The sequence below is a fragment of the Halopenitus persicus genome (assembly GCF_900107205.1).
In the GTDB taxonomy this organism is placed as follows: domain Archaea; phylum Halobacteriota; class Halobacteria; order Halobacteriales; family Haloferacaceae; genus Halopenitus; species Halopenitus persicus.
In genome coordinates this window covers 1-15,000 of record NZ_FNPC01000020.1, presented here as the reverse complement: position 1 = coordinate 15,000, position 15,000 = coordinate 1, and the positions used below count along the sequence as shown (strand labels likewise).

Sequence of the window (15,000 nt, the reverse complement as noted above, 5' to 3'; positions counted from 1 at the left end):
GGTATCAGATGGTCGCGTTAAGTTTGGCGTGAATTGTGGTAGACAGCGAAGGCTTCGAGCCAGTTTTGAGCTGTCTCTACCTCGACATTGCTGAAACTATTTGCAAACGATGATGTTCGGCGTTCTATTTCCCAAAAAATACGTTCAATGGCGTTCCGATTTCCGTGGCGATCACACGAAATTGATAGCCGTCTTCAGCGAGAACTGGACCGAGATGATCTGCGTCATCGACGAGAAACTCGACGTCATCAAGCTGGTCGCGTCGATGAAGCTCGGTCAGAAACCATCGTGTCGTCTGTTTCATTGTAGTTGGATAGAGGCACAAATGGAGGATTTCGTTTGTATACGGATCAACCGCGCCGTACAGCCAGAACTGCTGACCGTGGAGACGGATCATCTTTTCGTCAACCGCGAGCAGATCCTCCGAGACAGTCGAGATCGGCTGTAGATCGGCTTTCTGAACCCAGTGATGAATAGCGACGTGACTCCGATCGATCCCGTATTCATAGAGAAATTTACTTACCTCACGCAGTGATATACCGGCCAAGTGACACCGGATCTCTACTTCAATCGCCCATCGCGGCGTTCGATCTCGCTCCACAAACGACAAGTCGATCCACGCGATACGTTCGCTGAGGCGTTCGATTTCGGCCATAGACACTCTGAAGTCGAGCGCCTCATCGTCTAACTTAACGCGACCCCGAGCTGGTAGTGTTTAGATAAGCTGATTCCATGCGAAGGCGAACGCTTGTAACCAATTTTCTGCGGTACTCGGTTCGACATGACTAAACGTATTTGAGAATTGGTTTGTTCGTCGTTTTACTTCTCGAAAGACACGTTCGACGGTATTCCGATTCCTATGTGTGACGTGGTGGAATCGAAGCCCGTGACGATGACAGGCCGCGTGTAACCACGGAGCACCATCGACGAGGAAGACCGCGTCGTCAACCTGATGTTTCTCACGCAGTTCCGAGAGAAACATCGAGGTAATGGCGTTCGTTCTCGTCGGATACAGTCGAACGTGGAGCAGGCGGTTTGTGTCGGGATCGACGGCAGCGTACAGCCAATATCGATCTGAATTGAGCTGAATCACGGTTTCATCGACCGCAACGTGATTCGGATTCGCACCGTCTGTCGGCTGTAGATCGGCTTTCTGAACCCACCGATGAACGGTGGTTCGATGGCGATCGACACCCAACTCCTCAAGAATCGAGACGGTATCCGAAAGTGATAATCCAGCCAAATGGAGTCGGATACCGAGCTTCATCGCCGACTCGGGTGTCGCCTCTCGCTCCAGAAAATCTAACTCGATACAACCGCTATCGCCGCTGAGGCGGTCGAACGAGAGCATAAACCACTCGATCTTTTGACCGCCTCATCCTTCGACCTTATCTCAACACTGCCCCCGAGCTGAGCACAAAACTTTATAATTGTGTGAAACTGTAGGTAAATATCTTCATACGCGCCCACTGGTTACTAGGAACTAGTCGTGTGGATGCGTAAATTTTAATGAATCGATTACAGAGAACCCAATATAATGTATAAATACACCCAACGATACTCTGGTTACCTTCTTGTGGCCATTTCAGCGATAATATTTGCCCTCTTAGGTATGTTATACATTATGAGCTTTGAGATAGCTCTACAGGGCCTATATTTACCATCTGCCTTATTATTATCTGCAATTATTATATTGTCCGAGTTCATACCAATTCTCCCCCATCTTGAATTATCTAATCTATCTTCCCCGAAATTGGCAGTTGTGTTCGGACTGTTGGGAATTCCAGTGCTGATTATTTTTGATTTCAATTTTTACTTGACAATGGGATATATAGGATTATTATTAGTCTTATTTATCATCCATATGGACAATGTATTTATATCTCTTTCAATGATATGTTTCATAATATTCTATGCATGCATTCGGAAATTTGGAGGTAATTATTTTTATCACGGGCCTGGAGATCTATTAGTACATATCTACATAATAAAGGAATTTTTAAGCCAGTCAGCGGTGTCTGTCAATCACACCTACCAAAGTTTTCCAGGATATCACCTTATTATAGCAATAATTTCGGATGTAGCCGGGGTCAAACCATACGTTGGCCTTATAATAGTGTCCGTAGTTGTAGCGTTATCCCTGGTACTAATCTCCTTCAAAGCATCTGAGTTATTGACAGGCTCAAAAAGGCTGTCACTGGCTGCAGCTGCACTATTTTCCACGTCATGGATCTCCCTCCTATTTAGTACATATTTCATTCCTCAATCGTTGGCAGTATTTCTTTTTTTAACCCTTTTATTATGCTTTATGCTCAATTACCAAGAGAATACACAGAGGTACACCACTATTAGCATCCTAATAATATGTTCTATGTCTGTGATCCATCATCTCACTTTTGTATTGGTAATGTCAATATCATTGGCGTATCTCATTGGTGAATTCCTATTTGATTTCAACAACCATAATTTCAAATTTCAAAACATTGGTATCCTACCTTTGCTATTGATTTTAATCCCGTTATCGCATTGGATATTCAATAGTAATATTATACAACTCCTTGGGGTTAATTTTCTCGCACTCTCAAGCACTACGTTAGATATGTTTTTTGGGTCAAGCGGGGGTGAAGTAGCCGGAACAATATACTTAGGTAATCGTTCAAACACAGGGGGTATTCCGGGCTTGGTAACAATATATAAAATACACTATACTTTGTTCCTATCTTTGGTTTTTGCAGGATTATTAATTTCATTGTCAAAGAATTATTCTAAAGGAATTATATCGGCAGTTATTATCGGAATTCCAATTGTTTTTCCAACGCCTATAGGACTCTCTCCGAGGTTTGGATATCCGTGGATATATTTGATGGCGATGATCGCAGCTATACCCCTCGAAATGAATGAGCGATTCTCAAAGCGATCCATCGTAGTTTTGATTATAGTGGGTCTAACAGTAATATCCGGAGCGGCCGCTTCAGCAGATGATATTAACATTTTGGATCCTAGTCCACAAGAAAAGGTAACAATATCACAAAACGAATATCAACAACTACACCGTACCTCAGTATACCTTGACAAATATAATCGAAAATCGATCCTATCACCACGAATCACCGGAAAATTATTCGGGACCTATTTTTCGACAGATAATGTCTACAATAACCTCACTGCTACAGAGAGGGGGTTTAGAAATAATGGGCAAAGGATTATATATAGAGAGAGTTGGACGAACCACTCAATATCACCAATACTTGGAAAAGGCCGTGATCCAAGTTACGTAATGACTACCGAATGGTTAACGAATGAGGTGACTAGGATGAATCAGATCTATTCCTCAGGTTCTGTAGGAGTAGTATATTGAATAAAATATAACAAGAAAGTAGAACAGTACGACTACTCTTGACAATGTGGCCTCAATAGCTATAGTAATCTCCAGAAGTATCTGCACACATTTTCAGTGAACCCCCGGAAATCCGTTGATAGAACTTCTCTCCTTTAGCTGGCTACACAAAGAGTTCCAGATTCTACTATAATGTAATGAGAGAAGAAACACAGTCAAGCATTCTTGTTGGTAGTTAGGGGGATGCTCGGCCGTGTGGTTGAGCACGCACACAAACAAGAGTATTTTGGGCTGAAGGTTCACTGACAGAATAGGGCATAGAAACAGCGTTTTGTATCGGTGCGTCAGAGGGTTATTGGGCGTTATGAGAAGGCTTGCGCCAGTGGTACTATTCATTAGCGTACCTGTTAGGGCCCGGGTCCCACCACCATTCAGTGGTCACAATCTATGAGATAAAACTGAAAGTGGCTCTGTTGAAATCCTATCGTTCCAACATTTGTCTCGCTGGAATAGCCGTTAGGTAGGTGTGCGGATGTACCATCCAGTTCTCCGAACTCTTTCGTTCACGACATCCTCTCCTTTTATTGAGGGACGACGTAGAACGGTGACGTATGAATAATGCTGTCAGTCGCCGTCTCAACGTACTTATTGTTCTCTGCTCAGCACTTCTCGGAATTGTATTGACGTACCTCGTTTTGAGTCCGCAAGCTGGATTCGGGTTCTTCCTGTTCGTACTCGTTCCGACGTTGGTAATCACAGTACTGGCGTTCTCATACGTGGAGAAATCGTCGGCCGCCGAAACTGATGAAGAAACCCACATCTGATCGAGAGATAATCTCTGCAACCACGTAATGTATCCTCTATATCTAACGTTCAGAGTGCCTTGTCGATGTTGTGAGTGAGACAGCCGACAACGAGTTCACGGAACTGCTTCCACCAGCGCCGTGAACGGACGAATGCCCCGTACTTGCGTTTGAGCCGAGAATTTACGGTCTCGTTCTGACTGCGCTGACCGTAGAGATCGGCGTCCAGTCGAGCATTCCACGCCTTGTGAAGCGACGAAAATTCTGATGCTTGATGACCGGACGAACACCAGTTTCACGGGATAACGCCCGAATCTTCTGGTCGTCGTATCCCTTATCGCCAAGAAGAACCGCTACTTCTCCGGTGTTTCGCTTGATGAGCGACGGCGCAATCTGCGAATCGTGTTTTCGCGTGGTCGTCACGTGTAAGTCGATGATTGCGTTCACTTTCGTGTCTACGAGAAGCGTGACTTTCAACTGCTGAATCGTCAACTTCGTTCGTTTCGTGTAGTGCTTTGAGGCGTGACTCCGGTCGAAGCCGGAGGCGTCGATACCGACGACACCGTTGGTCGGGAGGAGTGTGACGAAAGTTGAGTAGGACACGCCAAACCGCCATATCAAGCCGATTGAACGCCTTACACAGCGTCGAGGGAGACGGAAGTTCCTCAAGGTCGATGGTGCTCCGAATCCGGGGCATCTCGATGAGTTCGTCGAGAAGCGTTCGGTACGTCGTATTCTTCCGAACCTTGAGACACAGCAGAACGATGTGTTGGTGGAGTGTGTACCGGCGTTTCGAGAACTTCGAGGAGTACCGAGCGACAGCTCGCCGAGCCAAGTGATACGCCTGCTCAACAAACCGAAGTAACCGCGACTTCGGGAGGGCCTGCATTTGGTCAAACTACCGGGCGAACCTGTAACCCTCTGAGGATTTCAACAGACCTGAAAGTCAAAGAGACCGGGGTCCACGTCTGGTCGGCCGTCAATTGGGAGATCGTTGGTATCATTCACACTGAAGTTCGGAAAATTTGGCCTCAATGCGTTGCTATCCGTAAGCTAGTCTTGAAGCACTGTCGCAGCAATCCAGTCGTCACTGTGGATTTCTGTGAATTCTACAACTGCTTCTCACTATACCTGGAAATATGTAGACAGCTATGTCAAAGCTTTCACAGCCCTCTATTATGGAATCTTCTAGCCGTGACATACCTGATGTTCAATACCACGGTCAGCCCCAAAATAGATGGTACTCAAGGTGGTCGAGCAATGGTACCGTCTCGGTAATCGCCGCATTAAAGAATTCACACTCTTCAACAGTTTAGCGGAATCGAATCACGGCGGTATGATTATGGACTCTCAACGAAGGAAGAACGAATATATGCAACGCCCAGGCTTCGGCGAAATGCTCAACTACTTGTGGAACCGGACCGAATAGGGTTTCGACCTAAGCCGCTTGACGTCGTTCTCGAGCTGCGTCTTAAGGCCATCTGGACAGCACAATCTTGTCCGAGTTGCTGTGAAGAGCCTCTTCACGCTTGATGACTCCCTCCGTGTCTGGTGCGCTCGCTGTCACTGAATTCTATGATTCGGAACTCGCCGCCAGCGAATTCCTTAATCCCTCATTCTCTACGCTGATACGTTGTTTAGCATCAATCAGATCGCCTTCCTTGCTGTCTCCATCCTGCAGGACATTCTACGACCGGATCAAGGAGACAGAAACTGCGTTCCTCTGAGGCTTTCCGACTGTCTGTGGCCGTATCTCCCAGACGGTCGGTGACCTGACGCAAGCCGATGAGACCCAGCAGGTGTATTCGGTGTAAAAGAGAAAAGGTCCACTGTGGAAGAACCTCGACTGCGGCGGATCATCAAAAGAGTATGTACAAGCTGGACAGGGGGACTGGGTAATGAATTGAAGCACGTCTCGACACGCCGCGGCGTGCTTCGGGTAGTTTTCGCCGAGAAAGGAACGGACTACGACGCAGAGTTAGGGCCAGAGATTGGGGAGGCTGAAGGCCTTCCCGGCCGCTGAGAGAGGTCTGAACAGACGACGACTAGCGTGTGAAGCGATGGAGCACAACCACAAAATCGTCCTTCGCGATGAAGAGTATGTTTCTGAGGATGAAGTCCATACTGACCAATTAGAGTGTGTCTAGTCTCTGATTCAACCGTGGTTGGCGAACTTCCAGGACCTGTGCAAGAAGGGTTTGGAACAGGTTGCTCGCACGTATAGATTAATTACCGAATCTACGTCCCTTAGGCCGTAGTTATCCTGAGCAAAATTGAATCCTTCCCCTAGGGATTTTAATGTCACGTTCTTAGATAGGAAAATTCATATTCCGTCGTTTGGAATATGATTATTAGTAGCAAATTGATTAGCCCCACAATACTCACCAAATTCCATCAAGAAGTGAACATCCGACGAGGGACTAGTTCTGCTCTTCATTGCTCTGGAGGTTTCTAATATGCATATTACCCCGATCCCGAATGATATCAAAAATCCGTATATTAGCCTATTATATGGTGCGCTTGGCGATTCAGAAGATTTTGTGATCAACGAAATTGAGTTTGATGCCCATTCGTTATTAAAAAACAACCTTGGCCTTGTTCACTTACATTGGCTTCCTGGATTCTACTTTATAGGTTCTTACTTACCTTTAGCACTTCTGGGTGCATTACGATTTGTTATTTTAGTAGAAATAGCACATTTGCGGAGTGAGGGCATTATTTGGACTGCCCATAATAAGCAGTCCCATGAATGTAGTCATCCCTTCTTAGAGAAAACAGTACGTTCTTATCTGGCGTATCGGGCAGATAAGGTAATTGTCCATTGTGGGGCCGCGAAATCGTACTATGAGGATAATATTCGACAAACAAACTATGAAATAATACCACATGGGAATTATTCGCCCGAATTTGATACTGTACCCACAAAGGAAGAGGCCAGACAAAAGCTAGAGCTCAATAACGAACAAACTACGGTACTTAATTTTGGTACGATTAGAAGATATAAAAGACAATGCTACATTGCAGAGTTAGTCGAGAAGGAGCTGCTAAACACAGAGATATACATTGTCGGGAGACCCTGGGAACAAGATCTGGCTGCGGACTTACGGGAAATTGAAGATGAATCTGAGAGAGTAAATGTACATCTGGAATATGTAGAATCTGATGATATCGCTCTGTATCATGCCGCCGCAGATTTCGTTATTCTACCCTACCAAAATATTTTGACTTCTGGTGCATTATTGTTGGCTTTGACATTGGGGAAACCTATAATTGCCCCAAATATTGGATGTCTCCCAGAATATATAACAAGTAATTGTGGTTACTTATATAACGATGATTCGGAATTGATATCCATCCTATCTGATATTGATTCCGGGAAGAAAACAAGCGATGACTTCTCAAATGATGTAATACAGTCGGAAGTTTCGGATCTCAGCTGGGATCGTATAGCTGAATTGCATTCAAATGTATATCTAAGTATTTTAAACGAGGAATGACCGTATTATTGAGTCTCACTGAGAAGTGAGCAGGCCGTAGAGTGAATTGGTTAGATGCTCGCGTATCTGCTCAACGAGAGGTCTGGCGCGGATTTAGATGAATCCTGGAAGACTGAGCGGGCGGCGACATCTGTCAGGGCGTTCGCCGCCCGCCTCCATCAGACCGCAGATGATTCAAAGGAACAATAATTCTCGCTGAATTGGTTTTTCAACGTTTTTATTGTATGTTTGGAACTTGGTACATCGTCTTGCTGAAAACGGTTGCGACCCACCGTCGGCAACCTTGTTAAGGGCGCCGCTGACGTGACGAGTGTCAAGAATAAACGATGAGTGATCTTAGTTGTATCCTACAATAGACATCGATCCAAAGCTATAGTAACCGTTAGAATTTTCTGCTCAGAGATGAATATAGTGTCTAATAGACCATCTCGACGAGATCTCCGTCGAAGAACTCCAAATGTACTTGACAACGTCGACGGAAACAAGCCGACACAACGGTTGTTAGCCGCGATCGCGTACAAAAACGGTGTCACGCAGACTGAACTTGCCGGCTCTGTTGAAATCCTTAGAAACTGATACAAACTGCGGGCGAGATACAGAGGATGGATCCGGCAGAGACACGTGTCGGCATTGGTATTTCTGAGCGAGGAACCGTGACCTGACCTCTTTATGAATCGGAAACACAGGCGGATGTACCTTTAATGAGTGAACGCTACTGTCCGGATTGTGATGTCCAAATGGAGAAGACGAAGGTAACGGCAGAAGGGGTCGGCGACCTCTACGTTGAAACTGAAAGAGATGGTGGTGTGCTTAACCGGCTCGGTGTCGGGCATCAAACGCCGCTTTATGCGTTTCTTTGTCCCGAATGTGGATTTACCCAACTCTATGCCGAACTTTCAGGATAGTACAGCACGATCGGTGATTGCTTTTTCGAAGATACGTGCCCTGTATCCAACAGAACGCTGAGAACATATCTCCGGTCGAGGATTTCAACAGAGCCAGTAATTTATGAACTGCTTTAGGTGGCTGAGGCTGTAACGCAGTACTAACGGTTCAAACACTATATCCAGTAGTCTTAATTATGTGAACAGATCATACAGCGTATGGATCGTAATACCGTCGGCAGTGCTCTTCTCCCACTTATTCGTCGAATGCCACACTGGAAGTTGTCTCTTCCCTGTATTTATGACAGGAGAATTACTCTTACATTTTATATTGATTCCGAAATTGGGCTTTGGCTTGGATATAATGAACCAAAGGTAATTGACTGGTGGAAAAGCAAAGATATGAAGCATTCGGTTATATTTGATGTCGGTGCACATATCGGGATTTATTCGCTCTTGGCTGCTGCGAATGGGGCACGTGTAGTCCACGCTTTTGAGCCAGATCCGAAGTCAGCCTCCAGAATTGAGATACAATCGAAAGAAAATAAACTGAATACGATTCAGGTGAATGAGTGTGTCGTTGGTGACCGTGTGGGGAAGGTAGAGTTACACCTTAGCGATAACGGGCGACAGCACTCACTTCGAGAAAAACGAGGTGAGGGTGAGTCTAAGCAAGTGAAATCTACAACAATAGATGCATTAGAAGCAGAACCGGATCTTGTGAAGGTAGACGTTGAGGGTGCTGCCGATCAGGTTATCAATGGAGCTACGAAAACAATAGAACAGGGTCGAACAACGTGGTTAATTGAACTCCACAATAGCCGAGAGTTAGAAGCGGTGCAAACTAGTTTTAACGAGTATCAAGAAAAAGAGATAGATGAACGTCATATAGTACTAGAACCAGAGTAGGACACGAACTCTACTTGAGACAATACCTTTATGATACTTATTGAAAAAGAGGTAGTGATCCTGTAGATTTAGTGCAGCAACCAGTAAAATAAAACATTGATATCACAAATAGCCAAGATCTTTGAGCTGATCTTCCATTGCTTCTGTAAATTCCCCATTTGATTCTTTGTCTGTGTCTGTCATTTTCCAATTAGAAATCTTTTGAAGATGCTCTTCAAATTGTTCAGTAACCTCATCATACTCGTTAATTACATCTCTAGACTCATCTGGTAGTACAAACAACTCACGTTGATCACGGGTTGCTTGATATTTGAAAGATGTAGATCGAATAGCTGTTATTGGGTTAGAGTGGTACCTATCGATGTTAAAATCCGGATTATGATTTATATATGCATCAAGATGAGCAATTCCCCGCTGACTGATAGTAAATTTAGGACTCCTACTGTGAAGATCTGTTCCTTGAAATTGTTCTCTATCTGCATCAATCAAACTTGCTACTGTCCTCGTAATGTCAATATGCTGAATAAAATCTGACTGGGTAGTATCAAGATCAGGAAAACCGTAGATGACCAAAGGAACGTTCGTCACTGCATCATGGAGAATGAGATTATGTCCGATAACACCACCTTCTCCAAATAATTCCCCATGATCTCCAGTGATTATAAATATCACCTCATCATCCAATACTGATTTAGCATAATCAAATAGCTCCCCTATCTGATGATCGGCAAATAGAATTTCAGCGTCATACATTGCTTTAATTGCTTCCCATTCTGACGCTGATAAATTACAACCATTAGCAATTGTTTTCTTAATACTATTATTATCTTCAAATATATCGGCCGATATCTCCATTGCCTTCTCAGTAGTTAACTCGATCTCATCAGTAAATGCATCACGCCACGCCTTAGGGGGTAGGTATGGGTGGTGGGGATTGCCGATGTGAAGATATAAAAAAACCTGGTCGCTACTTCGTCTTAACCATTGTTTGGCCCCTTCGGTAAGGATATACGAGAGATTATGTCGTTGGCGGTCTATAGTTATGCCTGGTCCATACGAATTGACTCGTGACAGATATTTCAATGTTGAGATAAGACCAAAATCTTGCGGACGGTCTAGTGTGAGCCAATGAAAATCTTCAAATCCTCTATCCAAATCAGTAGCTGGGCTGAGGTAAGGGTTCGGAGAAAAACATCCCGTCTCGTATCCTTCAGCCTCAAATATCTCGGGTAGTGTATCGAGGTCTGATGGTATTATATCATCTGCTGTTCCATCTATTCCCAAACGATGTCTTGAGAGATACGTCCCAGTTAAGATTGAGGCAGTGACCGCTGGAGTCCACATTGATTGACAGAAACAATTATCAAAATAATTTCCTTTTTTCTTGTTACTAATCTCGTTTAGATTGGGTGTGGTATTGCGCTCATACCCTCCCATAGTGGTGTGATCTGCCCTTAGACTCTCTACGGATATCCAAATAATATGAGGCTCATATTTCATATGACCGTATATTCACCGCGCCAGTTTAGGAATACTGGTCTCGACTTTATACTTTGAGTCAGAATTTTATCGTGGAACGACGCACATCCTGGGATTGAATCAGTACCCAAATCCACCTGCTATGTAATCTCCAGAAGTATCTGCACACATTTTCAGTGAACCCCCGGAAATCCGTTGGTAGATAACGAGTGTGAGGGTCTGGGTGCTCAATATGGGCGTGGAGTAGCTGTTGATGAGCCGAATCCAGGGTGGGCAGGATCGCAGGTCCGTGGGACGTGGGTCACCGACCAGAAGACATAGGCTGTGATCCCGAAGATACCAGAGACGAGCGTGTGTCGTGCGTCAGCGAGTGCACCCAGAGAGAACGCCAGGGCGGCGGTTCGAATGTCTGCTGGCTCGAAACGATAGCAGCACACCGATGACCACGAGGAATAGGAGTGAGTGGCCGAGCGACTGGCCACTGGGGAGCACGTGGTGGTACGCGAGTGGTTTATTGATGAGGCCTGGGAACAGACTATCGTCAACGGCGGCGGCTATAGTGAGTGCGGTGAGATCTGTACAGTCCCGGGGGAGTTGCACGGCCGCGATGGCGAGGACGTCCGCCGCGGCGTGAGCGACTGGAAGTGTGGGGAAAGCAAGAGGGCTGGCTTGCAGGCGGAATCTGTGGCTAGACAGCAAACAGAATTCTCTGAGGCACGCGTCCCATCCCGGACTCACTACGCTGCCCAAATTGAGTGACGGAGAAGGTGTCAACCTTGGGGTGAAGGAAGCGGCCAAGCAATGGCGAGTTGTGCTTCAATAATGCTCGATCGATCCTTACACCCATCAAAACCGAGGGTGTCATAGAACTCTTGTCACACCGTGATGATGGTGCTTCCCGGATTGTCTCCACGCTCGTAGTTGGTGATAGCGACGACGAGGCGAATGCACAGGGCAAGAAACACCTGCGCTCGTGCGTGGACGCGGCCTCGGGCGAACGCACGCCCGAGGCCGCAGTCCTTCACTGATTCGTTGGTTCGTTCAACTCCAGTACGGCGGTTGTACGTCTCATCCAACGTGGACTGCTTCAGCTGAACGTCCTCGCCGTGTTGTTCGATGCGGTCTTCGACCCTGTACTCGATGTCTTTCGGGTCGTCGGCGTTTCGTGCGTTGTACGGGGCGACTGGCACGACCCCTGCGTCCAGCAGGTGGTCGTGCCAGTCAAGCGTGTCGTAGGCGCTGTCACCGACCATCCAGATCGGCTTGGCGACGGCGAGCGCGTCACTCGTGACGCGCATCGCCGTCTCCTCTGATGCTTGCTTACTCTCGGTGAACTCTGCTGCAATTGGGATCTTTTGTCCGGTCGAAACGATCGTGCAGCCGTATCCGTGGTAGTACTCTTCAGCGGTTGGATCGTAGCACTTCGACGCGTCTTGATCGGCTGGCAACGCCCTCACGTCGGTTGAATCAATGCAATAGGTCAAGTCGAGCAGGCCGCGGCGGGCGGCCTGCTCGACGAGTCTGTCGAAGACGTCGTCAACAACGTGTTCGAGGTCCGTGAGAAAGCGATCGACCGCGTCTCTCGACGGCGGTCGATCAAAGCCACAGCTCAGCCAGACGATCGTATTCCGAAGCTCCCGCTCAACCGGGCGAATTCCGTAGATGTCGTGGTAGTAGCAATGGAGGAAGCCACGCATCAGCTCAGGCGGTTCGTGCTCTCGTGTTCGCCCCGTCTGCGCCCGAAATCTTCGAGAAAGTCGAAGGAGAGGTGCTCAAACAACGCTAACGTCTCGGTCTCCGCGACATTGAAGAACGTCTCTACTGAAGAGTCATCTTGCAGGGTCGTGAACTTATTCCACCTCAGCGTTCACCCTGCTCTTTGGTGTGGTAATCGTTCTATGACACCCTCATCAAAACCACTAAATATCGGCCTCTAACTGCATCTCGAAATACTCGACAGACTGTTCCAGACCATCACGAAGTCCCACGTCCGGCCCCCATCCTAACTCTTCCCGCGCTTTCGTAATATCCGGCCAGCGAACCTGCGGATCCTGTGGTGGCAACTCTTCATACGTGAACCCACTCTCACCACCGGTCACCTCCAACACGATCTCAGCCAACTCGTTGATCGTCCGCTCGTCGGGATTCCCGATATTAACGGGCTCTTGTACATCCGACTCCAGCAACGCCACCAATCCATCGATCATATCCGACACATAACAGAAACTCCGGGTTTGTTCACCATCCCCATAAATCGTCAACTCCTCACCAGTCAGCGCCTGCCGCATAAAGTTCGGAATCACGCGCCCGTCGTCCAAGCGCATCCGCGGGCCATACGTATTGAAAATCCGTGCGACGCGGACATCCAAGTCGTGTTCGTCCCGATACGCGCGCACTAGCGATTCCCCATACCGTTTGGACTCGTCGTAACACGACCGCGGCCCATATGGGTCGACGTTCCCCCGATACGACTCCGGTTGGGGGTTCACTTCTGGATCGCCGTACACCTCACTCGTCGAGGTGAACAGATACGTCGCGTCTTTCTCCTTTGCGAGTCCCAGCGTCTTGTGGGTTCCCAGTGCCCCCACCTTTAGGGTCTTGATCGGGTAATCCCGGTAGAACACGGGCGAAGCGAGACTCGCCAAATGGAGCACTGCATCCAACTCCCCGGAGACGTGGATGAACTCCGTGACGTCGTGTTCATAAAACGAGAATCGATCGTGCTCGAAGGCCGCATCCAAGTTCTCAGTTTGCCCACTCACGCGGTTGTCCATTCCGATTACTTCGTGGCCCTCGGCCAACAACCGATCACAGAGAAACGAGCCGAGAAACCCCGCGGCTCCCGTGACGAGGATCCGACTCATCGCGATTGCTCCGCGAGCAAGGCCTCGACAGCCGCATTGATCTCGCCGTCGTCGTGGTACAGCGCCATCTCAATGTTTGCCTCCAGCCAACTCGGGATGTTGCCGATGTCGTAGCGGTCGCCGTGGAGTTCCACACCCCGCACGGCGTCAAGTTTCCGGATGGCGTCAGTTAACTGGAGTTCGCCGCCGACGCCTTTCTCCGTTGATTCCAGCAACTCAAATATCTCCGAAGTGAGCACGTATCGCCCGGTGATCGCGAGGTTCGATGGAGCCTCTTCCTGTGGTGGCTTCTCAACAAAGTCGTTAACCGGGAAGCTCCCGGCGGTTGAATCCACGTTGCCGGTATCAGCGACGCCATACGAGGGTACCTGTTGCCAAGGCACGCGTTCCAAGGAAAGCACCGAGGTCTCGTAGGCTTCTGCTTCCTCGATGAGTGTCTCCGTACACGGTGTGTCGTTTTCGATGATAGTGTCGCCGAGTAAGAGCGCGAACGGCTCATCACCGACGTGTTTTCGTGCGTACGAGACCGCATCACCAAGCCCATCCCGTTCCTTCTGGCGGACGTAGTGGATGTCCGCAAGATCGGCGATCTCTTGCACACGGTCAAGCCGATCGAGTTTGCCGTCAGCCTCCAGTTCCTCTTCGAGTTCGTAGGATTTGTCGAAGTGTCGTTCGATGGCCTGTTTGCCGCGGCCGGTGATGATGAGAATGTCGTCGATCCCGGACTCGACAGCCTCCTCGACCACGTACTGAATCGTCGGTTTGTCTAAGACGGGCATCATCTCCTTCGGTTGTGCCTTCGTCACCGGCAGGAATCGCGTCCCAAAGCCCGCTGCGGGGATGACTGCCTTCGTTACGTCCATAGGTCTCTCGAAAATCGATACTCCTGGTAAGTATGTGTTGTCATTATATTGGAGGTAGTGTTTAGTTAGTAGCATTGAGCCATCGAGCGAAGCTCTGCAACCAGTTTTCGGCGGTTTCCGGTTCAACGTGGCTGAAGCAGTTTGAAAACGACGAGGTTCGACGCTTCAGTTCTCGAAAAATCCGTTCGACAGCATTTCGATTTCCGTGGTGATGTATCTGAAATCGGAGCCCAGCTCGGGAAAGCGCGGTTTGGAGGTGTTTCGCGCCGTCAACAAGAAACACGGCGGATTCGACATCGTGTTTTTGACACAGTTCGCGCAGGAAAATTTCTGTGAGGGCGGTTGTAGCCGTCGCAAATAGCCG

Annotated in this window: 9 protein-coding genes and 5 pseudogenes; 6 read left to right on the top strand and 8 right to left on the bottom strand. The window is 47.8% G+C overall.

Translation table 11 applies throughout. The features are described 5' to 3' along the window. Positions 1 to 17: 17 nt before the first annotated feature. Positions 18 to 655 (bottom strand): annotated as a pseudogene (locus BLV25_RS16370) (IS6 family transposase). A gap of 60 nt (positions 656 to 715) precedes the next feature. Continuing rightward, complete coding sequence (locus BLV25_RS16365; protein WP_092735427.1) at positions 716 to 1,351, bottom strand: IS6 family transposase; 636 nt, start codon at positions 1,349 to 1,351, stop codon at positions 716 to 718. Positions 1,352 to 1,576: 225 nt separating this feature from the next. Here BLV25_RS16365 and BLV25_RS17120 point away from each other — a divergent pair, with 225 nt between their 5' ends. After that, positions 1,577 to 3,358, top strand: coding sequence for a hypothetical protein (locus tag BLV25_RS17120; protein WP_143114513.1), 1,782 nt, complete (start codon positions 1,577 to 1,579; stop codon positions 3,356 to 3,358). Positions 3,359 to 4,210: 852 nt separating this feature from the next. On the opposite strand, the pseudogene BLV25_RS16355 reads toward BLV25_RS17120, so the two are convergent. Continuing rightward, positions 4,211 to 5,029: pseudogene (locus BLV25_RS16355) on the bottom strand (IS5 family transposase). 1,567 nt (positions 5,030 to 6,596) lie between these two features. Between BLV25_RS16355 and BLV25_RS16345 the strand changes: the two are divergent. From BLV25_RS16345 to BLV25_RS16335, 4 genes and pseudogenes are all read left to right on the top strand, one after another. After that, positions 6,597 to 7,637, top strand: coding sequence for a glycosyltransferase (locus tag BLV25_RS16345; RefSeq protein ID WP_092735424.1), 1,041 nt, complete (start codon positions 6,597 to 6,599; stop codon positions 7,635 to 7,637). A gap of 418 nt (positions 7,638 to 8,055) precedes the next feature. Continuing rightward, a pseudogene (locus BLV25_RS17115) lies at positions 8,056 to 8,186 on the top strand (IS630 family transposase); the annotation flags it as partial. A 152-nt stretch (positions 8,187 to 8,338) separates the two neighbouring features. Continuing rightward, positions 8,339 to 8,542, top strand: coding sequence for a hypothetical protein (locus BLV25_RS16340; protein ID WP_092735423.1), 204 nt, complete (start codon positions 8,339 to 8,341; stop codon positions 8,540 to 8,542). A 198-nt stretch (positions 8,543 to 8,740) separates the two neighbouring features. Further along, complete coding sequence (locus BLV25_RS16335; RefSeq protein WP_092735422.1) at positions 8,741 to 9,430, top strand: FkbM family methyltransferase; 690 nt, start codon at positions 8,741 to 8,743, stop codon at positions 9,428 to 9,430. Positions 9,431 to 9,532: 102 nt separating this feature from the next. On the opposite strand, the gene BLV25_RS16330 is transcribed toward BLV25_RS16335, so the two are convergent. Next, the gene (locus tag BLV25_RS16330; protein ID WP_092735421.1) at positions 9,533 to 10,930 is read right to left on the bottom strand and encodes a sulfatase; all 1,398 of its coding nucleotides are present in this window, start codon (positions 10,928 to 10,930) and stop codon (positions 9,533 to 9,535) included. A 441-nt stretch (positions 10,931 to 11,371) separates the two neighbouring features. Here BLV25_RS16330 and BLV25_RS16325 point away from each other — a divergent pair, with 441 nt between their 5' ends. After that, entirely contained in the window at positions 11,372 to 11,668 is a 297-nt protein-coding gene (locus tag BLV25_RS16325; RefSeq protein ID WP_092735420.1) for a hypothetical protein, read from the top strand. Between the two features lie 116 nt (positions 11,669 to 11,784). Here the strand turns inward: BLV25_RS16325 and BLV25_RS16320 are convergent. The 4 genes and pseudogenes from BLV25_RS16320 to BLV25_RS16305 form a co-directional block, all read right to left on the bottom strand. Continuing rightward, positions 11,785 to 12,773: pseudogene (locus BLV25_RS16320) on the bottom strand (transposase). Between the two features lie 55 nt (positions 12,774 to 12,828). Continuing rightward, a complete protein-coding gene (locus BLV25_RS16315) occupies positions 12,829 to 13,773 on the bottom strand; it encodes a UDP-glucuronic acid decarboxylase family protein (protein WP_092735419.1) in 945 nt (314 codons plus the stop codon). Next, positions 13,770 to 14,636: a UTP--glucose-1-phosphate uridylyltransferase GalU gene (galU, locus tag BLV25_RS16310; RefSeq protein WP_092735418.1), complete on the bottom strand. Its 867-nt coding sequence runs from the start codon at positions 14,634 to 14,636 to the stop codon at positions 13,770 to 13,772. The genes BLV25_RS16315 and galU overlap by 4 nt, the downstream gene beginning before the upstream one ends. A 61-nt stretch (positions 14,637 to 14,697) precedes the next feature. Then, a pseudogene (locus tag BLV25_RS16305) lies at positions 14,698 to 15,000 on the bottom strand (IS6 family transposase); the annotation flags it as partial.